18 protein-coding genes and 1 pseudogene are annotated in these 22017 nt (G+C 64.5%); 9 read left to right on the top strand and 10 right to left on the bottom strand.

The annotated features are described in order from the left end of the window. Positions 1-308 precede the first annotated feature (308 nt). From rpmB to ACNFCJ_RS12595, 3 genes are all read left to right on the top strand, one after another. Complete coding sequence (rpmB, locus tag ACNFCJ_RS12605) at positions 309-545, top strand: 50S ribosomal protein L28 (protein WP_016495372.1); 237 nt, start codon at positions 309-311, stop codon at positions 543-545. Positions 546-555: 10 nt separating this feature from the next. Continuing rightward, positions 556-711, top strand: a complete 156-nt coding sequence (gene rpmG / locus ACNFCJ_RS12600; protein ID WP_003464575.1) for a 50S ribosomal protein L33 — start codon at positions 556-558, stop codon at positions 709-711. 219 nt (positions 712-930) lie between these two features. Continuing rightward, positions 931-2145 (top strand): HDOD domain-containing protein, encoded by a 1215-nt coding sequence (locus tag ACNFCJ_RS12595; protein WP_416771671.1) that lies wholly within the window; start codon positions 931-933, stop codon positions 2143-2145. Here ACNFCJ_RS12595 and ACNFCJ_RS12590 read toward each other — a convergent pair. Continuing rightward, on the bottom strand, positions 2133-5012 hold the full coding sequence (locus tag ACNFCJ_RS12590; protein ID WP_416771669.1) for an EAL domain-containing protein: 2880 nt from the start codon (positions 5010-5012) through the stop codon (positions 2133-2135). The genes ACNFCJ_RS12595 and ACNFCJ_RS12590 overlap by 13 nt on opposite strands. A gap of 368 nt (positions 5013-5380) precedes the next feature. Between ACNFCJ_RS12590 and ACNFCJ_RS12585 the strand changes: the two genes are divergently transcribed. From ACNFCJ_RS12585 to ACNFCJ_RS12570, 4 genes are all read left to right on the top strand, one after another. Then, entirely contained in the window at positions 5381-6457 is a 1077-nt protein-coding gene (locus tag ACNFCJ_RS12585) for an FAD-dependent oxidoreductase (RefSeq protein WP_099526704.1), read from the top strand. Positions 6458-6821: 364 nt separating this feature from the next. Then, positions 6822-8393: a methyl-accepting chemotaxis protein gene (locus tag ACNFCJ_RS12580; RefSeq protein ID WP_416771667.1), complete on the top strand. Its 1572-nt coding sequence runs from the start codon at positions 6822-6824 to the stop codon at positions 8391-8393. 441 nt (positions 8394-8834) lie between these two features. Then, positions 8835-10202 carry a glutamine synthetase family protein gene (locus ACNFCJ_RS12575; RefSeq protein ID WP_416771666.1) on the top strand — a complete coding sequence of 456 codons (1368 nt, stop codon included), beginning with the start codon at positions 8835-8837 and terminating at the stop codon, positions 10200-10202. Between the two features lie 127 nt (positions 10203-10329). Beyond that, positions 10330-11640 carry an NAD(P)/FAD-dependent oxidoreductase gene (locus ACNFCJ_RS12570; RefSeq protein WP_416771701.1) on the top strand — a complete coding sequence of 437 codons (1311 nt, stop codon included), beginning with the start codon at positions 10330-10332 and terminating at the stop codon, positions 11638-11640. A gap of 136 nt (positions 11641-11776) precedes the next feature. On the opposite strand, the gene ACNFCJ_RS12565 is transcribed toward ACNFCJ_RS12570, so the two are convergent. Together ACNFCJ_RS12565 and ACNFCJ_RS12560 are read right to left on the bottom strand one after the other, a co-directional pair. Further along, positions 11777-13741, bottom strand: a complete 1965-nt coding sequence (locus ACNFCJ_RS12565) for an alkaline phosphatase family protein (protein WP_416771665.1) — start codon at positions 13739-13741, stop codon at positions 11777-11779. 61 nt (positions 13742-13802) lie between these two features. Continuing rightward, on the bottom strand, positions 13803-14486 hold the full coding sequence (locus ACNFCJ_RS12560; protein WP_125881287.1) for a Crp/Fnr family transcriptional regulator: 684 nt from the start codon (positions 14484-14486) through the stop codon (positions 13803-13805). A 123-nt stretch (positions 14487-14609) separates the two neighbouring features. Between ACNFCJ_RS12560 and ACNFCJ_RS12555 the strand changes: the two genes are divergently transcribed. Beyond that, positions 14610-15134: a DUF962 domain-containing protein gene (locus ACNFCJ_RS12555; RefSeq protein WP_416771663.1), complete on the top strand. Its 525-nt coding sequence runs from the start codon at positions 14610-14612 to the stop codon at positions 15132-15134. 78 nt (positions 15135-15212) lie between these two features. Here ACNFCJ_RS12555 and ACNFCJ_RS12550 read toward each other — a convergent pair whose 3' ends face one another. The 3 genes and pseudogenes from ACNFCJ_RS12550 to ACNFCJ_RS12540 all read right to left on the bottom strand — a co-directional run bounded on the left by ACNFCJ_RS12550 (position 15213) and on the right by ACNFCJ_RS12540 (position 17035). Then, positions 15213-15959: a hypothetical protein gene (locus ACNFCJ_RS12550; RefSeq protein ID WP_416771661.1), complete on the bottom strand. Its 747-nt coding sequence runs from the start codon at positions 15957-15959 to the stop codon at positions 15213-15215. A gap of 130 nt (positions 15960-16089) precedes the next feature. Next, a pseudogene (locus tag ACNFCJ_RS12545) lies at positions 16090-16296 on the bottom strand (transcriptional regulator); the annotation flags it as partial. A gap of 1 nt (position 16297) precedes the next feature. Further along, positions 16298-17035 carry a sulfite exporter TauE/SafE family protein gene (locus ACNFCJ_RS12540; protein WP_143507438.1) on the bottom strand — a complete coding sequence of 246 codons (738 nt, stop codon included), beginning with the start codon at positions 17033-17035 and terminating at the stop codon, positions 16298-16300. A gap of 140 nt (positions 17036-17175) precedes the next feature. Between ACNFCJ_RS12540 and ACNFCJ_RS12535 the strand changes: the two genes are divergently transcribed. Next, positions 17176-17868 (top strand): ArsR/SmtB family transcription factor, encoded by a 693-nt coding sequence (locus ACNFCJ_RS12535; RefSeq protein ID WP_416771660.1) that lies wholly within the window; start codon positions 17176-17178, stop codon positions 17866-17868. Positions 17869-18016: 148 nt separating this feature from the next. Here the strand turns inward: ACNFCJ_RS12535 and ACNFCJ_RS12530 are convergent, their stop codons facing one another. The 4 genes from ACNFCJ_RS12530 to ACNFCJ_RS12515 form a co-directional block, all read right to left on the bottom strand. Continuing rightward, complete coding sequence (locus tag ACNFCJ_RS12530; RefSeq protein ID WP_416771659.1) at positions 18017-19009, bottom strand: sulfate/molybdate ABC transporter ATP-binding protein; 993 nt, start codon at positions 19007-19009, stop codon at positions 18017-18019. Positions 19010-19050: 41 nt separating this feature from the next. Continuing rightward, complete coding sequence (gene cysW / locus ACNFCJ_RS12525) at positions 19051-19917, bottom strand: sulfate ABC transporter permease subunit CysW (RefSeq protein ID WP_256836052.1); 867 nt, start codon at positions 19915-19917, stop codon at positions 19051-19053. A gap of 10 nt (positions 19918-19927) precedes the next feature. After that, the gene (gene cysT / locus ACNFCJ_RS12520; protein WP_416771658.1) at positions 19928-20740 is read right to left on the bottom strand and encodes a sulfate ABC transporter permease subunit CysT; all 813 of its coding nucleotides are present in this window, start codon (positions 20738-20740) and stop codon (positions 19928-19930) included. A gap of 161 nt (positions 20741-20901) precedes the next feature. After that, a complete protein-coding gene (locus tag ACNFCJ_RS12515; protein ID WP_416771657.1) occupies positions 20902-21903 on the bottom strand; it encodes a sulfate ABC transporter substrate-binding protein in 1002 nt (333 codons plus the stop codon). Positions 21904-22017: the final 114 nt, after the last annotated feature.

Raw genomic sequence — 22017 nt, 5'->3', positions numbered from 1 at the left:
CAACCCTAGTCGATTTGCCGGGCGCTGAATACCTGATCGAGGCGACGAGCGGTCAAATCTTGATCAGGCCCCAACGGGCCGGCCCCCGGCGGGTCTGCTGACCCGGGGTTGTGTTTTATCCTGCAGTTTTCCTTGTTGCTCCCAGGGCTTTCTGGTATAAAGCAGCGCTCTTTTCTAGGGGCCCGGTTCTTGCGCTATCCAGTGCGCCCGGTAAGACCCTCGAGAAACGCGGCGCCGAGCGCCAATGACATTGAGTTTAAGCGGCCAACCCATGCCGGGTTGGGCATGTGGTTTTAGAGGGCTGAGGCATGTCGAGAGTCTGTCAAGTTACCGGTAAGGGTCCGGTAACCGGGAACAACATTTCCCACGCAAACAACAAAACCCGTCGTCGTTTCCTGCCGAACCTGCAGCACCATCGCTTCTGGGTCGAGTCCGAGAAGCGCTTCGTGCGTCTGCGCGTATCTGCCAAAGGCATGCGTGTTATCGACAAGCGTGGCATCGATGTAGTGCTGTCCGAGCTGCGCGCTCGCGGCGAAAAGGTTTAAGGAGAGAGTCATGCGTGAACTGATCCGTTTGGTGTCCAGCGCCGGTACCGGCCACTTCTACACCACCGACAAGAACAAGCGCACCACCCCTGACAAGATCGAAATCAAGAAATTCGATCCGGTCGTACGCAAGCACGTGATGTACAAGGAAGCCAAGATCAAGTAATTGATCGGCTGCCTGACGAAGAAGCCCGCCTTTTGGCGGGCTTTTTTATGCCTGAGGTTTTTGTCGTTGGGCAATTTCCAGGGCAGTCTGCCAATGCCGGCTGACTTCGCTTAAAGCCGCGGTTTAGACTGCGCCGTTACCATGGAGCTGACCTCTTTCTCAGGTTTGCACGGAATGCCGGCGCAAGCGCTCCCCCTTCTCTATCGTCCAGAGGCTCGCATGACCGCTTCAGCTCACCGTGTGGAAGTTCTGATCGCCGAGGCTGACCCCTGGACGTCCAACCTGTTGCAGCAGTTGGTGCTCGACGTGCGCAGTGATGCTCACGTGCTGCAGTTCAGCGATGGCCAGGCAGCACTGGCGCGCTGCAAACGTCGCCTGCCTGATCTGGTGATCGCTGATGGCGAGCTGCCGGGGCTCGATGGTCTGGAGTTGCTGCGACAACTGCGTCGGCATCCACGTACACCGGCGCTGCCGTTCGTACTGATCAGTGGCCGTCTGGATGCCAGCAGCGTGCGGGCCGCAAGGCCGCTGGCGCCCAGTGCTTACCTGGGCAAACCCTTCAATGCTGAAAGCCTGCGTCAGCGTCTGCTGGCATTGTTGCCCTCGCCAGCGGCAGCGGTAGTGGTGCATCAGCCGCTGCTGGTCAGCGACCTGCGCGACTTTCTCGATACGGTGCGCGAAGAGGGGCAGGGTGCGCCGTTGCTCAGCGATGTGCGCAATGCCGTGAGCCAGGGGTTGCAGACCGGCGAGCAGGACCTCGGCGAGCTGGAGGCCGTGTTCGGCAGTGACCCGCAGATCACCGCGTTGCTGATCGCCGCTGCCAGTAGCGCCGCGCAGCATCAGGGCGTGCCTTGTCATACCCTGGCCCAGGCACTGCATCGTTTGGGCGTGGCGCGCACGCTGAACCTGGTGCTCGGTCTTGCTGTGCAGCGCAACGCCCAGTTGCGTGACCCGCGCCTGGCCGAGCTGGCCAGCCACACCTGGCAACAGGCGCGGCGCAGTGCCGAGCTGGCGCGCTGGCTGGCGTTGGAGCTGAAGCTGGATGCGGAGTTGTGTTACACTGCTGGCCTGCTGCACAACCTGGGGGAGCTGGCGCTGCTGCGCAGCCTGCAGGACTGGCAGGAAGCTGGCGGTGAGTTGAGCGATGAGCAGATCGCCGATGCGATGCCGCGCCGCTCGGCGAGCTTCGGCTCGGCCTTGCGTATCCGCTGGCGTCTGCCCTTCGGTCTGCGCGAGTTGATCGCGGCGTTCTACGGCCTGGGCAGTGGCGTGTTCTCGCGTGAGGCACTGGTGCTCAACCTCAGCGGCTTGCTGCTGGTGCTGCCGGCCAACGAAGCCCCTAAAAGCCTGGTCGAGGCGCGTTGCGTGCGCATGTTGCGATTGGACCCGGCGCTGCTCGAGCGCCTGCCGGCGGCCCTCTATCAGGTTTCCTGAGTGCCGTGGCGACGCGCATCGTCGGCCAGTTGCCGCAAGGGCTGCGGGCGACCAACGAAGTAGCCCTGAGCGTAGTCGATACCCAGGCGGCGCAGGCAGTCCAGGCTGGCCTGGGTTTCGACGAACTCGGCGACGGTGAGCAGCCCCAGTTGTCCGGCGATCTGGCGCATGGAGCCGACCATGGCCTGGTTGATCGGGTCGTTCTCGATGCCACTGATGAAGCTGCCGTCGATCTTGAGAATATCCAGCGGCAAGTGACGCAGATAAGCGTAGGAGGCGAAGCCGCTGCCAAAGTCATCCAGGGCGACTTTCAGCCCCTTGCTGCGTAGCTCCTCGATCCACTGCGCGGAGACGCCCAGCTCACCCAGGGCGACCATTTCCGTCACCTCGATACACAGTTTGCCGGGCGGCAAGCCGTGGTCCTGCAGTTCGTCCTGCAGCAGGCGGTGGAAGGTGCAGTCGAGCAGCGAGCTGGCGCTGAGGTTGACGTTGACCTGAGCCAGTTGCGCCAGGTGACGTGGGTTGGCGGCGAGCCAGGCGCACAGGTGCTGGACGACCCAGCGGTCGATGGCGCCGAGAAAATCGTAGCGCGCCGCCGCGTCGAGAAACTGCGCCGGGCTGATCCACTCGCCGCTCTGTGGGTCGCGGTAACGCAGCAGCACTTCATAGTGCAGGCCGCTGGCCGCGTTCTGCAGCGCCTGGACCGGTTGGAAGAACAGCTCGAAATGACCGCGCTCGGTGGCCTCGCGCAGGCGGGTGATCCACTGCAGCTGGCGTTGATGCTCAAGCAGGGCGCCATCGGCCGGGTTGAACTGCTGCACACGGTTGCGGCCCTGATGCTTGGCCAATTGGCTGGCGCTGCTGGCCCAGTTCAGCGCGGTTTCCCAGTCGCGCACGCCGGAGCTGAGGGCGAGCATGCCGATGCTGGCGTACAGGCGGAAGGGTCGTCCCTGCCAGGTGAAGACGAACTGCTCGACGGCGCGGCGCAACTGCTCGGCCTGGCTCAGCGCAGCTTCGTCATCGACTTCACGAAGGAGAATGGCGAACTCGTCGCCGCCGACGCGGGCCAGCTCGGCATGGCGCGGTAGCTGATGCAGCAATTGGCTGGCCAGCTGTTTCAGCAGTTGGTCGCCGGCAGAGTGGCCGAACAGGTCGTTGACCTGCTTGAAGCGATCCAGCCCCAGTAACAGCAGGTGGCTGAAGCGCCGTTTGGCTGCGCCGCTGAGAGTTTCCGAAAGCAGTCTTTCCAGCTCGCGACGATTCAGCAGGCCGGTCAGGGCATCGTGGGCGGCCAGCTGTTGCAGGCGTTCTTCCAGCGCTCGGCGCTCGCTGAGGTCGACCACGATGCCTTCGATGGACTCCTGATGCGGGCGCAGGTGCAGCGACAGGTAGACCCAGCGGGGGCGCTGCTCGAGGTCGTACAGCTGGCATTCGCAACTGACCGTGCCGGCCTGCACGTCGAGTTGCAGTAGCAGCCAGCGCCACTGGGTTTCCCCTACCAGGCTCTGCAGGGACAGCTGGCTGAGATCGTCTGGCAGGGTCTCGCTGCCAAGCAGACGCGCCAGGCTTGGGTTGGCTTCCAGCAACTGGCCGTCGCGATGGCAGCGGAAGATGCCTTCGCCGCTGTGGCGGAACAGCGCCTGGTATTGCTCCAGATTATCGATGGCCTGCTCCTGGCTGCTCAGCAGCACGCGGCGTACGCGTTCCAACTGCTTGTCGAGCAGGGCGCCGAACAGCAGCATGCTCAGCGCCGGCAGGTAGGCATACAGCGCATAGAAGCCAGCAGGTAGCGGAATCAGTCCGGCGCGGCTCAGCGGCACCAGCAGCATCAGCACCAGAGCCGCGCTCCAGCACACCAGGTAGCCGGGCGCGTAGGGGCGGCGCTGATGGACGCCAAGCACCATCAGCAGCAGTTGGTACAGCCCGGTGGCCAGGGTCAGCAGGTTGAGGGTCTGATAGGCGTGGGGGTGGTCGACGAAGACGCCGCCAACGCAGACCAGCAAGGTGGCACCGAACACGGCATCGCGTAGCCAACGCAAACGGCCCAGGTGCAGGCCCAGGGCGCTGGCGATGAATAGCGAGCTGAAGATCATCATCCCGGCGGTGGGCAGGTTGATCAGCAACTTGGGCAGCAGCGACCACTGTGGCCAGAGCAGGCCGGCCAGGTTGTACAGGCTGGTGTTGTAGAGGGCCACGCACAACGCGGTAAGGCTGAAATAGGCCAGCTGCGCTTCGCGCAGGGTGCTGTACTTGACCAGATAGAACAGCGCCAGGGCGAGCAGTGCACCGATCAGCAGGCCGCTCTGCAGCCAGCTGTAGGCGATCAGTTGTTGGCCCTGTGCGGCACCGACTACCTGCAGCGGCAGGTTGATCGCCGAATGACTCTCCACACGTAGCAGCAGGCTGTGAGGGCCTTCGCCCAGACGTGGCAGGTTGAGCAGGAACTGGGGATAGGGCTCGCCACGCTGGGCGAATGGACGTTTTGCGCCGCTGTACAGCGGGCCGAGCGGCGTGTCGCCGTCGAACAGCCAGATCTCCAGGTCATCGAGGAAGGTCTGGCCGATAATCAGTTGCAAGCGTTCTGCAGGCGGTGTCTGCAGCTGCACGGCAAGCCACCAGGCGCTGCGGGTGTAGCCGATGCGCGCAGTGCCGTGTACCTCTTGGCCTTCCTCGCCTATGCGCTGCAACACTTCGCTGGCGGTCAAATGGCCGCTGGGGTCTTCCAGCAGCACACTGCGCTCGATGCTCACCGGCGATACCAGATCGGCGGCACTGAGCTTGAGCAACGGCAGCGCGCTATCCGCCCAGGCCGGTATGACGCAGGCCAGGCAGAGCAGCAATAGCAGTGAGCGAAACGGGCGGAGCATCCAGGGCGCCTCATGGCTACTACGAGGGCGCCGAAGTCCGATGGACACTGTTCTCTCTGAGGAGCGGTCGGGCGCATGTGGATTCTAGCCGACTACTGGCGTGATGATTGCGCTGCGAGTCTCATCCGTCTGGATCGCGCGACGAATGACGACTTACAGCACGTCACAAGTTTCTTGCGGTCAACGGTTGCGGTTACGCAGGTGTAACGACACTCTCTTTGCCCGAGTGTGACTTTGCTGTGTCGTGGCAGGCGTCAGAGCCCGCAGAATGGTCTGCCCTGCTGCACGAGCATGAATTGGACTATCGAGCTTTCAAACGCTGTGCCGGCCAAGTGCCGAGCCAGTTCCGCGACGGATGCAATTAACGCATGACCCAGTACGACCTGATTCTGGCCGGGGCCGGCCATGCCCACCTTGGTGTGTTGCGCCGCTGGGCGTTGGTGGAGCGCCCGCCAGGCCGTATCGCCTTGCTCAGCCCGGGCCCGGAAGCTTGGTACGCCGGCATGCTGCCGGGGCTGATCAGTGGCCGTTTCAGCCCGGCAGATTGCCGCGTGGAGCTGCAGCCACTGTGCCGCGCGGCCAAGGTAGACCTGATCGAGGGCGAGATCGCTGCGCTCGATGCCGATGCGCGCATCCTGCAACTCGGCGATGGCCGTAGCCTGCAGAGCGAGTGGTTGTCGCTCAACGTCGGTGCCGGTATGGCCATACCTCCGCAGCAGGGCGATGGCATGCAGGTGCTGGCTGCCAGACCCATCGAGCGGCTGCTCGAAGGCTGGCAGCAGTGGCAGGCCGAGCCACGCCGCATGGCGATTCTTGGTGGTGGCGCTGGTGGGGTGGAACTGGCCCTGGCCCTGGCCGATAAGGTGCCGGCGCTGGCGCTGTTCTGTGGCGGATCGTTGCTCGACGGACTGGCCCCCGGGCTGCGCCTGCGCGCGCTGGGGCACTTGCGCCAGCGCGGCGTGCAGGTGCGCGAGCATTGCCCAATCGGCCGCATCGAAGACGACTGGCTGCTCAGCGGCGATGAACCGGTGTGGCGTGGACGGCGCCTGTTGCTGGCCAGTGGTGCACGCCCATGGCCATGGCTGACGGCGAGCCAACTGGCCAGCGACGCCGCCGGCTTCATCGCCATTCGTCCGACCCTGCAGTGCGAGTCCCACGCGCAGATATTCGCCGTCGGCGATAGCGCCAGCCTCGATGGTATGCGCCGCAGCGGCCGTTTCGCGGTGCGCCAGGCACCGGTACTGAGCTTCAATTTGCAGGCCGCGCTGCAGGGGCGTCCGTTACGTCCATATCGCGCGCAGTGGCAGAGTCTGGCTCTGCTCGCCACTGGCGACGGCGGGGCGCTGCTCGGGTGGCACGACTGGAGTGCAGGCGGGCAGCTGTACGGTCATTGCAAGGACTGGCTGGACCGGCGTTTCGTGAAACGCCATCGCATGGTGGGGTAGCCGGCCATGGAAGCCGAGGGGCAGTGCTCTTGCCGCCGTTCGCTAATGTCGCACGGTTAGGCGTCGATACAGTGGATGGACACCTGGCAAAGGTTGCGCTGGCGGCGTGTTCTATCAGCCTACCACGGGCCTGACCGTCTAAATTCATGGCAGTGTGCTACCAAAGTTTTATGGTGCTGGTGCTTCCAAGCTGCTCGAATCCCGGTCATGGTGCCCGGTCTGCATACGCTGATTTTCCGTCGGGCCTGTCGTACACGTAGCCTGCTGCCCAGGTTGCGTGGGATATTCAAGGAGAGAACCCGCCGTGACCCCGTCCGCCTACAGCGCCTCGCCGCGCACCAGAACAAGAACTCTGAGGTCGGTCATGCAAGCTGCCTTTGTCCGTTCACCTGTTGCCTGTCTTCTCCACGCCCTGGGGCTGGCTGCTTTGATGCTGGTCTACCAGCAGGTGCAGCTACCGCCCTATGTCAGCGTGTTGTCTTTCCTGCTGCTGGCGCTGTGGCCCTGGCTGGGACCATGGCAGCGCCGCGACGACGGTTCGCCTGCCACGGAGCAGGTCGCCAGCGCTGACTTCGTCGAGCTCAGCCGCGGGCTGTCGCGCCATACCTGTCACAACGCGCTGTCAGCAGCCAAGGTGGCCCATGCGGTCAAGCACCTGGCCGGACGCCTGCAATCGCAACTGACGGCGGTGCAGCAGGTCAGCCAGGCCGCCGAGGCCATCACTCACACCGAGCAGGACAGCGCCGCCCGCGCCGAGCACACCTTGAGTGCGGCTCGACATGTGCGTGATGCCAGCGCTAACGGTCAGGCCGAACTCAATCAGGCCATCGAACGCATGCAGCAACTCAGCGCGCAGACCCTGGCCAGCCGTGAGCTGATCGACGGTCTCGGCAGCCGTACCGAACAGATCGAACAGGTCACCCAGGTGATCCAGTCCATCGCCAGCCAGACCAACCTGCTGGCACTCAATGCGGCCATCGAGGCTGCCCGCGCCGGCGAGATGGGCCGCGGTTTTGCCGTGGTCGCCGACGAGGTGCGCAACCTTGCCGCGCGCACCGCCAGCGCCACCGAGGAAGTCAGCCAGATGATCGCCGACATTCGCCAGCAGAGCACGGCGGTGGTTGCGCATATCCAGCGCCAGAGTGTCGAGCTGGAACAGGCCGCGCAGCAGATCGAGACGGCCGGCAGCCACCTGCACGGCATCGCCGGCCAGGCCGAGGAAGTCGAGCAGCAGGTGGCGCAGATCAGCGCCGGCACGGCGGACAACCACCAGCGCCTGGCCAGCCTCTCGGCTGCCGCCCTGCAATTGCAGGACGATGTGCAAGGCAGCGAAGGGCAGACGCGGCAACTGGCAGACGCAGCCGAACAACTGGTCGGCCAGGCCGAGACCGTCAGCGAGCAGCTCGCCGAAGTGGGTCTGGATGATTACCACCAGCGTGCCTATGACCTGGCCCGTGAAGGTGCCGCTGCCATCGCGGCCCAGTTCGAGCAGGACCTGCAGGCCGGTCGCATCGGCCTCGACGACCTGTTCGATCGTCGTTACCAGCCGATCGCCGGCACCCAGCCGCAGAAGTACCGCACGCGCTTTGATCAGTATGCCGATCAGGTGCTGCCGGCGTTGCAGGAGCCCTTGCTCAAGCGCCATGAAGGGCTGGTTTTCGCCATCTCCACCACCCCGGAAGGCTATGTGCCGACCCATAACACCGCGTTCAACCATCCGCCCAGCGGCGACCCGGCGGTGGACGCGACCCGCAGCCGTGGCAAACGCCTGTTCAACGACCGCACCGGCATCCGCTGCGGCAGCCACAAGCAGGCGCTGCTGCTGCAGACCTACATGCGCGATACTGGCGAGCTGATGCACGACTTATCAGTGCCGATCATGGTGCTGGGCAAGCATTGGGGCGGTTTGCGTTTGGGCTACCGGCCGGAGCCGTAGGGCTCGCGCCGCGATCTATCGTGCAATGAAGGCCGGTGCGCACGGCGCACCCTGCGGGGCGGTGTCGGTTAGTCGGTGAATTGTTTAGCTGGCGCATAACCAAACGTATGAAAAACCCGATTTAACGCACCTCAAACCCTGTGCGACGCTGCCAAACCATGATCTCCCTGGCCTGCCAAGTCCATGTTCCGCTGTACCGCGCTCCCGCGCGGCGGCGCCTGTTGGAGCGGTTAAACCCGCTGCTGACGATCATTCTCGCCTTCTGGGCGCTGTGGCATTGCCGCCACGCCCGCCCGCCGGACGCCGTCCCCGCCCGCTAAATACCGATGGCTGCGCCATGCCCGCAGCCGCTGCTATCACATTGTCTGCCTGTGCAACCTGTTCACGAATCGAACGGGCCGTGCGGACACCGAGCGCCGAACTGGCGCAAGCGAGCGCAATATGACGACCTTCGCCCCTGTTCAGGAAGCTCAGGACTTCCTGGCAAACAATCCCGATATCGAGCTGATCGAGCTATTCATTCTCGACGCCAATGGCGTGCCGCGCGGCAAGCTGCTGCACCGCGAGGAATTGCTGGCGCTGTACCAGAGCGGCCGGCCGCTGCCGAGCACCATGCTCGGCCTGTCCATCCAGGGCGAGGATGTGGAGGACTCCGGCCTGGTCTGGGAGGTGGGCGATATCGATTGCCGCGCCTATCCGCTGCCCGGCAGCCTGGTGCGCCTGCCCTGGCGGCAGATGCCCACCGCCGCCGTGCAGGTGTCGATGCACCCGACTGAAGGCCTGCCGGCCACGCCGGCTGATCCACGTCAGTTGCTGATCCGGGTGATCGAGCAGCTCGAGGCCGAGGGTTATTACCCGGTGATGGCCTGCGAGCTGGAGTTCTATCTGCTCGACCAGAAACGTGATGCCGAGGGGCGCCCACAGCCGGCGCTGGACGCCGACGGTGGCCGTCCACGGCAGACTCAGGTCTACGGCCTGCGCGAACTGGAACAGATCGAACCCTTCCTGCGCGACCTCTATGCCGCCTGCAAGGCGCAGGGCATTCCCGCGCGCACGGCGATTTCCGAATACGCCCCCGGCCAGGTGGAGATCACCCTGGAGCACGGCCCGGTGCTGGCGGCGATGGATCAGGCGGTACGCTACAAACGCCTGGTCAAGGGCGTGGCGCACCGCCACGGGATGCAGGCCTGCTTCATGGCCAAGCCGTTCGACCATCTGGCCGGCACCGGCATGCATATGCATGTGAGCCTGGCCGATGCGCAGGGCAACAACCTGTTCGCCAGCGAGGATCCGGCAGGTACGCCGCTGCTGCGCGAGTCAGTGGGCGGCATGCTAGCCAGCCTGCTCGACTCGCTGCTGCTGTTCTGCCCCAACGCCAACTCCTACCGACGTTTCCAGGCCAACAGCTATGCGCCGCTGGCGCCAACCTGGGGTGTGGATAACCGTACCGTCAGCCTGCGCGTGCCGGGCGGGCCCGCCAATACCCGGCATGTCGAGCATCGTATCTGTGGCGCCGATGCCAACCCTTATCTGGCGGCGGCGGCGATCCTCGCCGGGATTCACCGTGGCATTCGTGACCACCTCGATCCCGGTGCGCCGATCGAAGGTAACGGTTATGCCCAGGCCACGGAGTACCTGCCGACCCAGTGGTCGGCGGCGATCCAGGCGCTGGAGCGCTCCAGCTGGGCGCGTGATGCCTTTGGTGCCGAATTCCTCAAGGTCTTTCTCGCCGTCAAGCGTGCCGAGTATCGCCAGTTCATGGGTGAAGTCGGTGAGCAGGATTGGCGCTGGTACCTGAGCAACGCCTGACTGAACAGCATCGCGGCTGAAGCGGAGTGCCGCCCAGCCGCTCTTACCGCGTCGGAATCGTAGGAGCGGCTTCAGCCGCGATCCCAGATTCATCGGTGAAAACGCACCCCAAGGACATGCAATGAACATGATCAAGCAACCCGCCAAACCTGCCGCCGAGCGCGCGCCGTCCTACTACTCGGCCTCGCTCAACTTCGAGAGCGACTACCCGACACTGCAGGGCAGCGTGACCGTCGACGTGGCCATCATCGGCGGCGGTTTCACCGGCATCGCCACGGCGGTAGAACTGGCCGAGCGCGGCCTCAAGGTCGCCGTGGTGGAAACCAACAAGGTCGGCTGGGGCGCCAGCGGGCGCAACGGCGGCCAGGTCACGGGCAGCCTCTCCGGCGACGAGGCCATGCGCAAGCAGATGCGCAACACCCTTGGCGAGGAGGTGGATGACTTCATCTGGCACCTGCGCTGGCGTGGCCACGAGATCATCAAGAACCGCGTGGCCAAGTACGGCATCGACTGCGACCTCAAGCACGGCCACCTGCATACGGCGATGAAAGCCAGCCATATGGACGAGCTCAAGGCGACCTACGAGGAAGCGCTGCGCCGTGGCATGGAAGCCGATGTCACCCTGCTCGACGCCGCTGGCGTGCGTACGCAACTGGGCAGCGAGCTGTACTGCGGTGCGCTGAAAAACACCCGCAACATGCACCTGCACCCGCTCAACCTGTGCCTCGGTGAGGCCAAGGCCGCCGAGAGCCTGGGTGCGCTGATCTTCGAACACTCCGAGGTGCTGGATATCGTCCACGGCCCGCGCCCGGCGGTGGTCACCACCGGCGGACGGATCGAGGCCAAACAGGTGCTGCTGGCCGGCGACGTCTACCACAAGCTGGAGCGGCGCAAGCTCAAGGGCCTGATCTTCCCGGCCATGGGCGGCATCGTTACCACCGCGCCGCTGGGCGCCGAGCTGATCGAGGCGATCAACCCGCATGACCTCGCGGTATACGACTGCCGCTTCGTGCTCGACTACTACCGCCTCACTGGCGATGGCCGCCTGCTGTTCGGCGGCGGCGCCAACTACTCCGGACGCGATTCACGCGACATCGCCGGCGAGCTGCGCCCGTGCATCGAGCGCACCTTCCCACAGCTCAAGGGCGTGCAGATCGACTACCAGTGGAGCTGTGCCATGGGCATCGTGATGAACCGCATCCCGCAGCTGGGCAAGCTCTCGTCCAATGTCTGGTACTGCCAGGGCTACTCCGGCCACGGCGTGGCCACCACCCACATCATGGGCGAGATCATGGCCAAGGCGATCACTGGCGACCTGGAGCAGTACGACACCTTCGCCGCCTGCAAACACATCAAGGTGCCGCTGGGTGACCAGCTCGGCAACCCGATGCTGGCGGCGGGCATGTGGTACTACCAGATGCTGGAGAAGCTGCGCTGAGTGCCGCAAGCCCTCACCTGTGATGGGTAGTTTTCCTGAGGGCTGGGCGAGAGGTCGTCGAGCTGATTGCTCGGGCTCACGCACGAGCTCGTTTTCAACGCAGCATCACCAAACGCAGGCCCTTTTCGTGCATAGCCTAAGGCGCAGCATTGCGACTGCGAGGCGTAGTGGCGTGGGCCGGCTGCTCTTCGCGTTCGCTGATGAACGTCACCGGCTTCGATCCATCGGCGTTGAGCTGCAGGATGCGCTTGGGCCGGCCCTGTTCGTCGAAGAACACCTGGCCGAGGCCGGCGCTGTTCCACAGGCGTTCACCCGAGCGGCTACGGTCGGGGATCAGCGGGGTGACGCGCATGCGGCGGCGCTTGGTCAGCCAGTTGAGCGGCGACCAGGGCGCGTAGAGCCAGCGGTTGAGGCGGTCGAACCAGTCCAGCAGGTCGGCCGGGAATTCGTTCTTGATACCGCTGCTGGTGATCTGCCAGATGGTCGGGCTGGCGCGCCGGTGGCGGATGTTCACGCGGTAGACGAAGGAGTAGTGCACGTCGCCGGAGAGGATGACGAAATCCCTTGGCGTACGCGAATGGCGGAAGATGTTCATCATCACGCTGGCCGCGCCGCGATGGGCCATCCAGTTTTCCGCATCGACCATCAGCGGGTGCCCGGCGAGGGTGAAGAGTTTCTGGATGCCCTCGATCAGCTTCACGCCGAACATGGGCGCTGCTGAAACGATGATGCAGCTGGGGTGATCGAGCAGTGCCTGCTGGAAGTCGCATAGCGCTTCCCAGTCCATCAGCCCCGAGGGTTTCGACAGATGCCCTTCACTGCGCCAACGCCGCGTGCGGGTATCCAGTACCAGCAGCGCCGGCGTGCTCGGCAGCACGTAGTGCCACTGTTCGAAATGCAGCAACTGATCGATCAGCGCATCCTGCGCCTTGGCCTGCAGATGGTCGTCCTGGCGCTGCTCAAGCAGTTCGCGAAAGGCCTGCAGCGGCACCTCGAACACGTCCGGGTTGTTGCCCCAGCCCTGGCACAGCAGGTAGGCAAGCAGGGCGTTGCCGATGATGCGCTTGGAGAACGGATGGCCATAAGCGGTCTGCTCCCAGCGCGCGGAGAGGTTCCAGTCATCGGTGACGTCGTGGTCGTCGAAGATCATCAATGTCGGCAGGTGGGCGAATACCCGCGCGACCTGGCCGAGATTCCGGCGGAACGCATCGATACGCTCGCGCTCGTTGGCGTAACGCTGCTGTTGTTCTTCATCCAGCGGCGGCTGCTTTTCGCTGATCAGTGTCCAGGGCACCGGCGACCAGACCAGCAGGTACATGGCGATCATCTCGGCGAAGGTCACCAGGTGGTTGTCGGCACTGTTGCTGGTAAAGACCGGCTTTTCCACACCGCCGAAGAACTTGTCGCGCAGGGTCTGGTTGCTCTTCACCGCGGGCAGTAGTTCGGCGCGCTGGTAGTAGCCGATCGGGTTGGCGTAGAGCGCCTGGCTGTCCTCGACCACGGCACCTTCGAGAAATTCGTCAAACAGGCCGAGGCGGGCGATCAGTTGGTGGATGGCGCACAGCAGCGGGCCGGCGACATCGTCGACATAGACCTGGTCGCCGCTCATCAGCAGCAGGGCCGGGCGCTGCTTGGCTTCGGGCTGACCTGCCAGCAGGCGGTCGGCGCAGAGCAGGCCGTCATCGGCAGCGTGGTGCGGCTTGCGGCAGGAGCCGTGGAGCAGCTGATCGACACGCGAACGCAGGACGAAATCGGCATGCTCGGCACCGTCATGCATCAGGTGCGGTGCCCAGTCGCGCATGCCTTGCGGATCACCGTCAGCGACGATCTGCAGGTCATAGGCGATGCGTACGTCTTGCGGCAGGGCCTGCGCAAGGGGCAGGTCGATCAGATGCAGCACGGCATGTCGGCCGAGCGGCAGTTGCTGGCAGTGTTCGTCCAGTGCATGCGTCTGCTGCGCCTGGCCTTCGGGCTGCAGCCACAGTTGCAGGCTCAGCTCGCGACTCGCCACCAGCCACAGTACCAGGCGGCCGGGCTCCAGGCGGCGCAGCAGCGGGCCGGCGAGCACATCGGGCAGCGGAGCGGAGGCATTGTCTGGCATCGGCACGGTACTTCCTGCGGATAAATGAACAGGGCTTGGACAGTGGCAGGACGCCAGCGGTTCAGGAGGCCAGCTGGCGCAGGTGCTCGATGTCGAGAATTTCGATTTCGCCGTAGGTCAGTTGCACCACGCCTTGTGCCTGCAGCTCCTTGAGGATCTGGTTGGTGGTCTGACGTGACAGCGAGAGCATCAGCGCCAGCTGTTCCTGGGCCAGGTGCAGCACCCGGCGCGGTTCGCTGTCACCGTAGTTTTCGGCGATCAGCAGCAGGCGTCGGGCCAGGCGCGGCGCGGCGGGCAGCAGGCTCATGTCTTCCAGAGCGAGAAAGGCCAGGCGCAGCTTGTGGCTCATCAGCAGGGCAAAGTCGCGCCAGTGTTGCGGCTGGCGTTCGAGCAGGGCGAGCAGCTCGGCCTGGGGCAACAGCAGCAGGGTGCTAGCGCTTTCGGTGAAGGCGTCGTGGGTGCGCGGCAAACCATCGAACAGGGAAATCTCGCCGAACCAGTAAGGCGGCTCGACCAGTGTCAGCAGCGCCTCCTTGCCGTTCTCGCTGACCGCGCCAACGCGCACGGCACCTTCGACCACCGCATACAGCCCGCTGGGTTTGTCGCCACGGCGAAACAGCCGCTGGCCGGCGTCCAGGCGCTGCACCTGGGCCATGTCCAAAAGGCTCTGGCTCAGCGCGGCTGGCAAGGCGGCGAACCAGTGCCCCTGGTTCAGTTGGCTGAGGTAATGGTGGGGATCGGGCATTGCGGCTCCTGTGAGGTTGCGCGGCGGTGCGGCCATCCCTGCCATTGTCGGCTAGCCGACAGTGCGACGAGCCACGGCGAGGTGATCATGCTCGGGCCCGTTTCACACATGAGGACGATAACAATGAAAACCCTCGTCGATCACCTGGCGCAGTATGCCGGCTACCACCGCGACCGACGCAATATCGCCAGTCATTTCATCGGCATCCCGATGATCGTGCTGGCCGTCGCCGTGCTGCTGTCGCGGCCAGGTTTCGAAATCGCTGGCCTGTGGCTGGCGCCTGCCACGCTGACGGCGCTGGCTGCCGCCGTGTTCTATCTGCGTCTGGATACCCGCTTCGGCCTGCTCATGGCCGTACTGCTGGGGCTGTGCCTGTGGGCCGGTGCCGGCCTGGCGGTCGCCTCCACGGCCTTGTGGCTGACGGCAGGCATTGGTCTGTTCGTGGTTGGCTGGGTGATCCAGTTCGTTGGCCATTACTACGAAGGGCGCAAGCCGGCGTTCGTCGATGACGTCATGGGGCTGGTCGTTGGTCCGCTGTTCGTGGTCGCTGAACTGGCTTTTCTGCTCGGCCTGCGCAAGGAAGTCGAACATGCCGTGGTGGAGATCGCCGGCCCGACCTGCATCCGCGAGAAGAAGGCGCTGGCCTGACTGCTGCTGTTCGTCGCGGCTAAAGCCCCTCCCACGCTTCCTCGGGGTTTGTGGGAGGGGCCTTAGCCGCGAGCCTTTCTAGAACATCTCCATCCACTGCGCCGTCATCGAGCGTGCGTGGCGGTCCACGGTGATGGGGGCGAAGGGCCGGCCGGAAACGCTCTGCAGGGTGTTGCTCTGGCTGTTCATGTCGGCCAGCGCGGCGCGCAGGTAACTCCAGCGTGTCTGCAGCTTGCTCATCTGTGGGTCGGATTGGTCCTTGAGTGCCTGCAGTTCGCTGTCGATGGCCGGCAGCAGCAGGCGTTCGTCCTGGCCGAGGTAGGTGCCGGGTTGTTCCCGGGCGATCTCGAAGGTGCCCAGGTAGGAGCGGCTGAGGTATTGCACGCTGAGGTACTCGACCTTGGCCGCCAGTTCGCTCTGGCCTTCGGCGCCCGGCAGGGCCCGGGCTGCACTGATAAAGTCGCGCAGGGCACGGCTTAGGTCTTCGGGGAAGCGCCAGGGCACGTTCTCGTCACCGGGGCCATAGGAAACACCGTTGCGCAATTGGGTAACGAGTGCCTGGTGGGCGTTGGTGAGTTCGGCGCTGCCCTGCGGCAGGCTCTGCATGGCACCGGCCAGAGCGGCCAGGTCGGCTTCCAGGCGCTGCTGATGGGTCTTCTGGAAACCTTCGCCACGTAACAGCATCAGGCTGCTGGTGGCGCGGCTGGCGTGTACCTGAATCTGTTCCTGCGGGCTGACGGCCTCGGCGAAGGCCATTGGCGAGAGCCCGACGAAAAGTCCGAGCGACCAGAGAAAAGCATGACGCAACAGTGCTTTACAGCGCATCCGGGGTGCTCCTTGTTATTGTTTTGAGCAGGTATGCATTGGCAGCGTCAACGACGCAGCGTCAAGACTACTGCGCCAAGCGTAGCGGAGCATGACCCGAAAGAGTGATTTCGTCGGAAATCGCTACCGTTCAGGGGCTTTTATTCAGATTGCGCAGGTACTCTGCGGTGAAGGCGTCGGCGGGGAAGAAGGTCTCCAGTGCCAGCTCGGCCAGGGTCATGTCATTTGGCGTGCCGAACACCGTGATGGTGCTGATCAGGCTGAGTACGCCTTGCTCGCTGTGCAGTTGAGGCGACACCAGTACGGCCTCACTGGCTGGCGCAGGGACTTGCGCCGGCTCAGAGACCGCGCAACGCCAGTTCGGCACCGAGCAGCAACAGGCCGACGAAGAACCAGCGTTTGAAGCGCTCCGCGCTGATGCGTTTGCGCAACCACTGGCCGGCGGCCATGCCCAGCAGCGCTGGCAGCAGGGCAAGGGCTGATACACCCAGCACCGCCGGTTGCAGCAGTTCACCGCTGTGACCGAGCGCTGCCGCCAGGGCCAGGGTGGACACGCTGAAGGACAACCCCAGGGCCTGAACCAGATCGTCCTTCTCCAGACCGATGGCCTGTAGGTAAGGTACGGCGGGAATCACGAAAACGCCGGTAACTGCGGTAATCGCACCGGTGATGGCGCCGATCACCGGGCTTAGCCAGCCCTCCTTGGCCCGCTCCACGCGAAAGTGCACCTTGGCCAGGCCGAGCACTGCGTAGAGCACCAGGGCGGCACCCAGCCAGCGTGTGGCGCCGGGCACGTCGAGACTCTGCAGCAAGCCGGCGACCAGCAGCGTGCCGCACAGAATCCCCAGCAGCATCGGCCACAGCCGGCGCAGCATCGGTAGCGGGCTGCGGCCGTCGCACAGCTGCCAGATGTTGGTCACCATCGACGGGATGATCAGCAGCGCGGCAGCTTGCAGCGGCGCCATCACCAGGCCGAGCAGGCCGACAGCGATGGTCGGCAGACCGAGGCCGACCACGCCCTTGACCATGCCGGCGAGCAGGAAGGTGACGAGAATCAGCGGCAGGTATTCCGTCATCGTGCTTTTCCCTGCTGCTGGCCAGACTTGGCCTCGACTTCGAAGATCACGGCGAGCATCGGCTTTCTCCCTGGCTCTGGCTGAAGTTGCCTGCCAGTATCCACCTTTGCTGCACGCCATGTTTCGTCATGAGGTGAATTATGGAATACGCACCGGGTTTCAGTTCGATTGCCGCGCTGCTCGCCGATGCCGGACGCGCCAGCATGGTCTGGGCACTGATGGACGGCAGTGCGCGGCCGGCCGGTGAGCTGGCCTTGCTGGCGGGGTTGTCGCCTTCGTCGACCAGCGCGCACCTGGCCAAACTGGTGGAGGGCGGCCTGCTGGTACAGCAGCGCCATGGTCGTAATCGCTATTACCGCCTGGCCGGGCCGGAAGTGGGGCAACTGGTCGAGGCCCTGGCCAGTGCCGCACTGGCTGCGCAGCCACGGCAAGCGCGTGCCGTGCCAGTCTCGCGCGGCACGCCGCAGCTCATGCGTGAGGCGCGCACCTGTTATGACCATCTGGCCGGCGAACTGGCGGTCGGCGTGTTCGCGCGCATGCGTGCAGCTGACTGGCTGAGCGAGGAGGGTGGTGCGCTGAATTTGACCGCCAGCGGCGAGCTGGGGCTGCTGGCGTTGGGTATCGATTTGCAGCAGGTCGGCCGTCAGCGCCGCCAGCGGTTGTGTGCCTGCCCGGACTGGAGCGAGCGCAAGCCGCATCTGGGCGGTGCACTGGGCGCGGCGTTGCTGAGCCTGTGCGAGGGCGAGGGTTGGCTGCGGCGCAGCAAGGAGTCGCGTGCGCTGCAGGTGTCGCCGCAGGGGCGCAGGGCGATCATGGCGATCGCGGCGTCGTAGCTTCGTAGGGGGTTGAGCGGCGATCCGGCGTGCTAGGGCCGTGTCGAATTTCTCGCCGGACTCTCAGGTAGGGCGGGTGAAACCCGCCGTCTTGGGTGGCGGGTTACACCCGCCCTACGCACGACCGTACGACCCATCCTACGAAGTGCTACGCCTGGGCGCTGACCGGCTTGCCGCCCTTGGGCTTGAAGTACAGGGTGGTGCCACGGGCGAGGTTCTCCAGGCTGACGTGATCCTTGGCCACTTCGGCCTCGATCAGTTCGTCCTGGCCTTCGACTTTGAGGGTGATGCGGGTGATCGCGCCGAGCAGGCGGATGTCGCGCACTTCACCGGCCTTGTGCTCCGGGCTCGGTTCGCTGGACAGGTCGACCTCGTGCGGGCGGAACAGCACGTGGTGGTCGTTGCCGACGTAGAGGCGGTTGGCATCACCGAGGAAGTGGTAGACGAAATCGCTGGCCGGATGCTCGTAGACCTCGGCCGGGGTGCCGATCTGCTCGATTACGCCCTTGTTCATCACCACGATGCGGTCGGCCACTTCCATGGCTTCTTCCTGGTCGTGGGTGACGAACACGCTGGTCAGGTGCACTTCTTCGTGCAGGCGCGCCAGCCAGCGGCGCAGCTCCTTGCGCACCTTGGCATCCAGCGCGCCGAAGGGTTCGTCGAGCAGCAACACTTTCGGCTCTACCGCCAGGGCGCGGGCCAGGGCGATACGCTGGCGCTGGCCACCGGAGAGCTGCTCCGGGTAGCGGTCGCCGAGCCAGTCGAGCTGCACCAGGTTGAGCAGCTCGTGCACCTTCTGCTTGATCACCTCTTCGCTCGGGCGCTCGCGCTTGGGCTTCATGCGCAGGCCGAAGGCGACGTTGTCGAACACGGTCATGTGGCGGAACAGCGCGTAGTGCTGGAACACGAAGCCGACATTGCGATCACGCACGTCATGCTCGGACACGTCCTCGCCGTGGAAGCCGATGGTGCCGCTGTCCGGGGTTTCCAGGCCGGCGATGATGCGCAGCAGGGTGGTCTTGCCGCAGCCGGACGGGCCGAGCAGGGCGACCAGCTCGCCGCTCTGGATGCTCAGGTTGATCTCGTTCAGCGCCTTGAACTGGCCGAACTGCTTGTTGACGCCTTTGACTTCGATACTCATGGCTTATTCCTGGTGGTTCCGTGGGCCGTGCCTCACGGCTGTCAGTCTTCTCGGTTGGCTTGCAGCTGGCGGCTCAGACGCGCTTCGCTCCATTGGCGAAGCAGCAGCACCACCAGGGCCATGACGAGCAGCAGGATCGCCACGCTGAAGGCGGCGACGATGTTGTACTCGTTGTAGAGAATCTCGATGTGCAGCGGCAGGGTGTTGGTGTACCCGCGGATATGCCCGGAAACCACCGAAACTGCGCCGAATTCGCCCATCGCCCGCGCGGTGCACAGCACCACGCCGTAAATCAGCGCCCATTTTACGTTAGGCAGCGTGACATGCCAGAACATCTGCCAACCATTGGCACCGAGCAGTCGCGCGGCCTCTTCCTCGGTGGTGCCCTGTTCCTCCATCAGCGGGATCAGCTCGCGGGCGACGAAGGGGAAGGTGACGAAGATGGTGGCCAGGACGATGCCCGGCACGGCGTAGACGATCTGCAGGTTCTGCGAGTCGAGATACGGCGCGAGAAAACTCTGCGAGCCGAACAGCAGCACGTAGATCAGGCCAGCGACCACCGGTGACACCGAGAACGGCATGTCGATCAGGGTGATCAGGATGCTCTTGCCGCGGAATTCGAACTTGGTCACCGCCCAGGCAGCGGCAACGCCGAACACCAGGTTCAGTGGTACCGAGATGGCGGTGGCGAGCAAGGTCAGCTTGAGTGCAGAAATGGCATCCGGCTCGCTGATCGCCTGCCAGAAGAACTCCAGACCACGGCTAAGGCCCTGGCTGAGCACCATGTACAGCGGTAGCAGCAGGATCACCGCGAACACCGCCCAGGCGATGACGATCAGGGCGATGGCGCCGGGGGAGCGACTGGCCGGACGCGCAGCCGCGTTCTTGCCGAGGGTTGCAAGGCTCATGACGGGCTCCTCAGAGTTGCGGCTGAATGCGGCGCTGCAGGATGTTGATCAGCAGCAGCAGGATGAACGAGACCACCAGCATGATCACTCCGATGGCGGTGGCACCCGGGTAGTCGTACTGATCCAGCTTGGAGACGATCAGCAGCGGCAGGATCTCGGTCTTCAGCGGGATGTTGCCGGCGATGAAAACCACCGAGCCGTACTCACCGACACCGCGGGCGAAGGCCAGGGCGAAACCGGTCAACCAGGCCGGCAGCAGGCTCGGCAGCAGTACGTGGCGGAATACCTGCAACGGTTTGGCACCCAGGCAGGCGGCGGCTTCTTCGACTTCCTTGGGGATGTCGGCCAGTACCGGCTGCAGCGTGCGCACCACGAACGGCAGGGTGACGAACACCAGCGCCAGGGTGATGCCCAGCGGGGTATAGGCGATCTTGAACGGGAACAGCGAGCCGATCAGACCGTTGGGTGCGTACAGCGCGGTGAGCGCGATACCGGCCACGGCGGTGGGCAGGGCGAATGGCATGTCGACCATGGCATCGATGATGCGCCGGCCAGGGAAGGTGTAGCGCACCAGCACCCAGGCGATGATGGTGCCGAGAATACCGTTGAGTACGGTCGCGGCCAGGGCGGTGCCGAACGACAGTTTCAGTGAGAACTGCAACTGGCGGTTGTTGAGCAGGGCCCACCATTGCTCGCTGGTCAGCTGGAAGGAGAAGAGGAACATCGCACCCAGCGGAATCAGCACGATCAACGCCAGGTAGGTGAGGGTGTAGCCCAGAGTCAGCCCGAAGCCGGGTATGACCGGGGAAGTTCGACGAGACATGGGGTGTCCTTTGGCTCAGGTCCGCGACAAGAGCTGGTTAAAAGTCTGCTGCGTCTTGGCCGTGCTGCGATGGAACTGGCTCTGGTTCGCGAGACTTTTAGCCGGCGCTAAACAAGGCTCTCCACCCCGGAGGGTGAAGAGCCTGAGCGATCAAACCGGGATTACTGGTTGATCTTGGTGAAGATCTGGTCGAACACGCCGCCGTCGTCGAAGTACTTGGGTTGGGCCTGTTTCCAGCCGCCGAAGTCCTTGTCGATGGTCACCAGCTTGAGGTCCTGGAACTGGTCCTTGAACTCGGCGGCGACCTTCTCGTTGCGTGGGCGATAGAAGTTCTTCGCGGCGATGCGCTGGCCTTCTTCGCTGTACAGGTGCTCCAGATAGGCTTCGGCCACGGCGCGGGTGCCTTTGCGGTCGACGTTGGCATCGACCACCGCAACCGGCGGTTCGGCGAGGATCGACAGCGACGGGGTGACGATCTCCAGCTGATCGCCGCCTTCTTCGGCCAGCGACAGGTAGGCCTCGTTTTCCCAGGCCAGCAGCACGTCACCCAGGCCACGCTGGACGAAGCTGATGGTCGAGCCGCGTGCGCCGGTATCCAGCACCGGGGCGTGACGGTACAGCTCGGTCACGAACTCCAGGGCCTTGTCTTCGCTGCCGAATTTCTCGCGGGCATAGGCCCAGGCGGCGAGGAAGTTCCAGCGTGCGCCGCCGGAGGTTTTCGGGTTCGGGGTGATGACTTCCACGCCGTCTTTGACCAGATCATCCCAGTCCTTGATGCCTTTCGGGTTGCCCTTGCGCACCAGGAACACGATGGTCGAGGTGTAGGGGGTGCTGTTGTCCGGCAGACGCGCCTGCCAGTTCGGGTCGATCAACTGCTGGTTGAGGTTGATCGCGTCGATGTCGCCCGACAGGGCCAGGGTCACCACGTCAGCGCGCAGGCCATCGATCACTGCACGGGCCTGTTTGCCCGAGCCACCGTGGGACTGCTGGATGCTGATGGCAGGGTTGCCTTTGGACTGCCAGAACTTGTTGAAGGCAGCGTTGTACTCGACGTACAGCTCACGGGTCGGGTCGTAGGACACGTTGAGCAGCGGCTGGGCGATGGCCGGGCCGGCGATCAGGGTGCTGGCCAGCGCGGCCAGGGCGAAACGACGAATGGACATGGTGCAGCTCCTAACTGTTGAATTCTTGTGTTGGCGTATTGGGTGTCAGGCGAGGCGAACTGTTTCGAGCCCTCTGGTGGTCCAGTCGGGCTGCATCATGAGGTCGGTGTTCTG

It is taken from the genome of Pseudomonas sp. NY15364 (assembly GCF_048068235.1).
GTDB classification, from domain to species: Bacteria; Pseudomonadota; Gammaproteobacteria; order Pseudomonadales; family Pseudomonadaceae; genus Aquipseudomonas; species Aquipseudomonas mendocina_D.
Note: the sequence above shows the minus strand (reverse complement) of the source record. Positions and strands in the feature narration are given on the sequence as shown.

Bases quoted from the DNA above. Each gene is read 5' to 3' on its own strand.
- rpmB (WP_016495372.1), top strand. From the start codon at position 309: ATGTCGAGAGTCTGTCAAGTTACCGGTAAGGGTCCGGTAACCGGGAAC.
- rpmG (WP_003464575.1), top strand. From the start codon at position 556: ATGCGTGAACTGATCCGTTTGGTGTCCAGCGCCGGTACCGGCCACTTC.
- ACNFCJ_RS12595 (WP_416771671.1), top strand. From the start codon at position 931: ATGACCGCTTCAGCTCACCGTGTGGAAGTTCTGATCGCCGAGGCTGAC.
- ACNFCJ_RS12590 (WP_416771669.1), bottom strand. From the start codon at position 5,012: ATGCTCCGCCCGTTTCGCTCACTGCTATTGCTGCTCTGCCTGGCCTGC.
- ACNFCJ_RS12585 (WP_099526704.1), top strand. From the start codon at position 5,381: ATGACCCAGTACGACCTGATTCTGGCCGGGGCCGGCCATGCCCACCTT.
- ACNFCJ_RS12580 (WP_416771667.1), top strand. From the start codon at position 6,822: ATGCAAGCTGCCTTTGTCCGTTCACCTGTTGCCTGTCTTCTCCACGCC.
- ACNFCJ_RS12575 (WP_416771666.1), top strand. From the start codon at position 8,835: ATGACGACCTTCGCCCCTGTTCAGGAAGCTCAGGACTTCCTGGCAAAC.
- ACNFCJ_RS12570 (WP_416771701.1), top strand. From the start codon at position 10,330: ATGATCAAGCAACCCGCCAAACCTGCCGCCGAGCGCGCGCCGTCCTAC.
- ACNFCJ_RS12565 (WP_416771665.1), bottom strand. From the start codon at position 13,741: ATGCCAGACAATGCCTCCGCTCCGCTGCCCGATGTGCTCGCCGGCCCG.
- ACNFCJ_RS12560 (WP_125881287.1), bottom strand. From the start codon at position 14,486: ATGCCCGATCCCCACCATTACCTCAGCCAACTGAACCAGGGGCACTGG.
- ACNFCJ_RS12555 (WP_416771663.1), top strand. From the start codon at position 14,610: ATGAAAACCCTCGTCGATCACCTGGCGCAGTATGCCGGCTACCACCGC.
- ACNFCJ_RS12550 (WP_416771661.1), bottom strand. From the start codon at position 15,959: ATGCGCTGTAAAGCACTGTTGCGTCATGCTTTTCTCTGGTCGCTCGGA.
- ACNFCJ_RS12540 (WP_143507438.1), bottom strand. From the start codon at position 17,035: ATGACGGAATACCTGCCGCTGATTCTCGTCACCTTCCTGCTCGCCGGC.
- ACNFCJ_RS12535 (WP_416771660.1), top strand. From the start codon at position 17,176: ATGGAATACGCACCGGGTTTCAGTTCGATTGCCGCGCTGCTCGCCGAT.
- ACNFCJ_RS12530 (WP_416771659.1), bottom strand. From the start codon at position 19,009: ATGAGTATCGAAGTCAAAGGCGTCAACAAGCAGTTCGGCCAGTTCAAG.
- cysW (WP_256836052.1), bottom strand. From the start codon at position 19,917: ATGAGCCTTGCAACCCTCGGCAAGAACGCGGCTGCGCGTCCGGCCAGT.
- cysT (WP_416771658.1), bottom strand. From the start codon at position 20,740: ATGTCTCGTCGAACTTCCCCGGTCATACCCGGCTTCGGGCTGACTCTG.
- ACNFCJ_RS12515 (WP_416771657.1), bottom strand. From the start codon at position 21,903: ATGTCCATTCGTCGTTTCGCCCTGGCCGCGCTGGCCAGCACCCTGATC.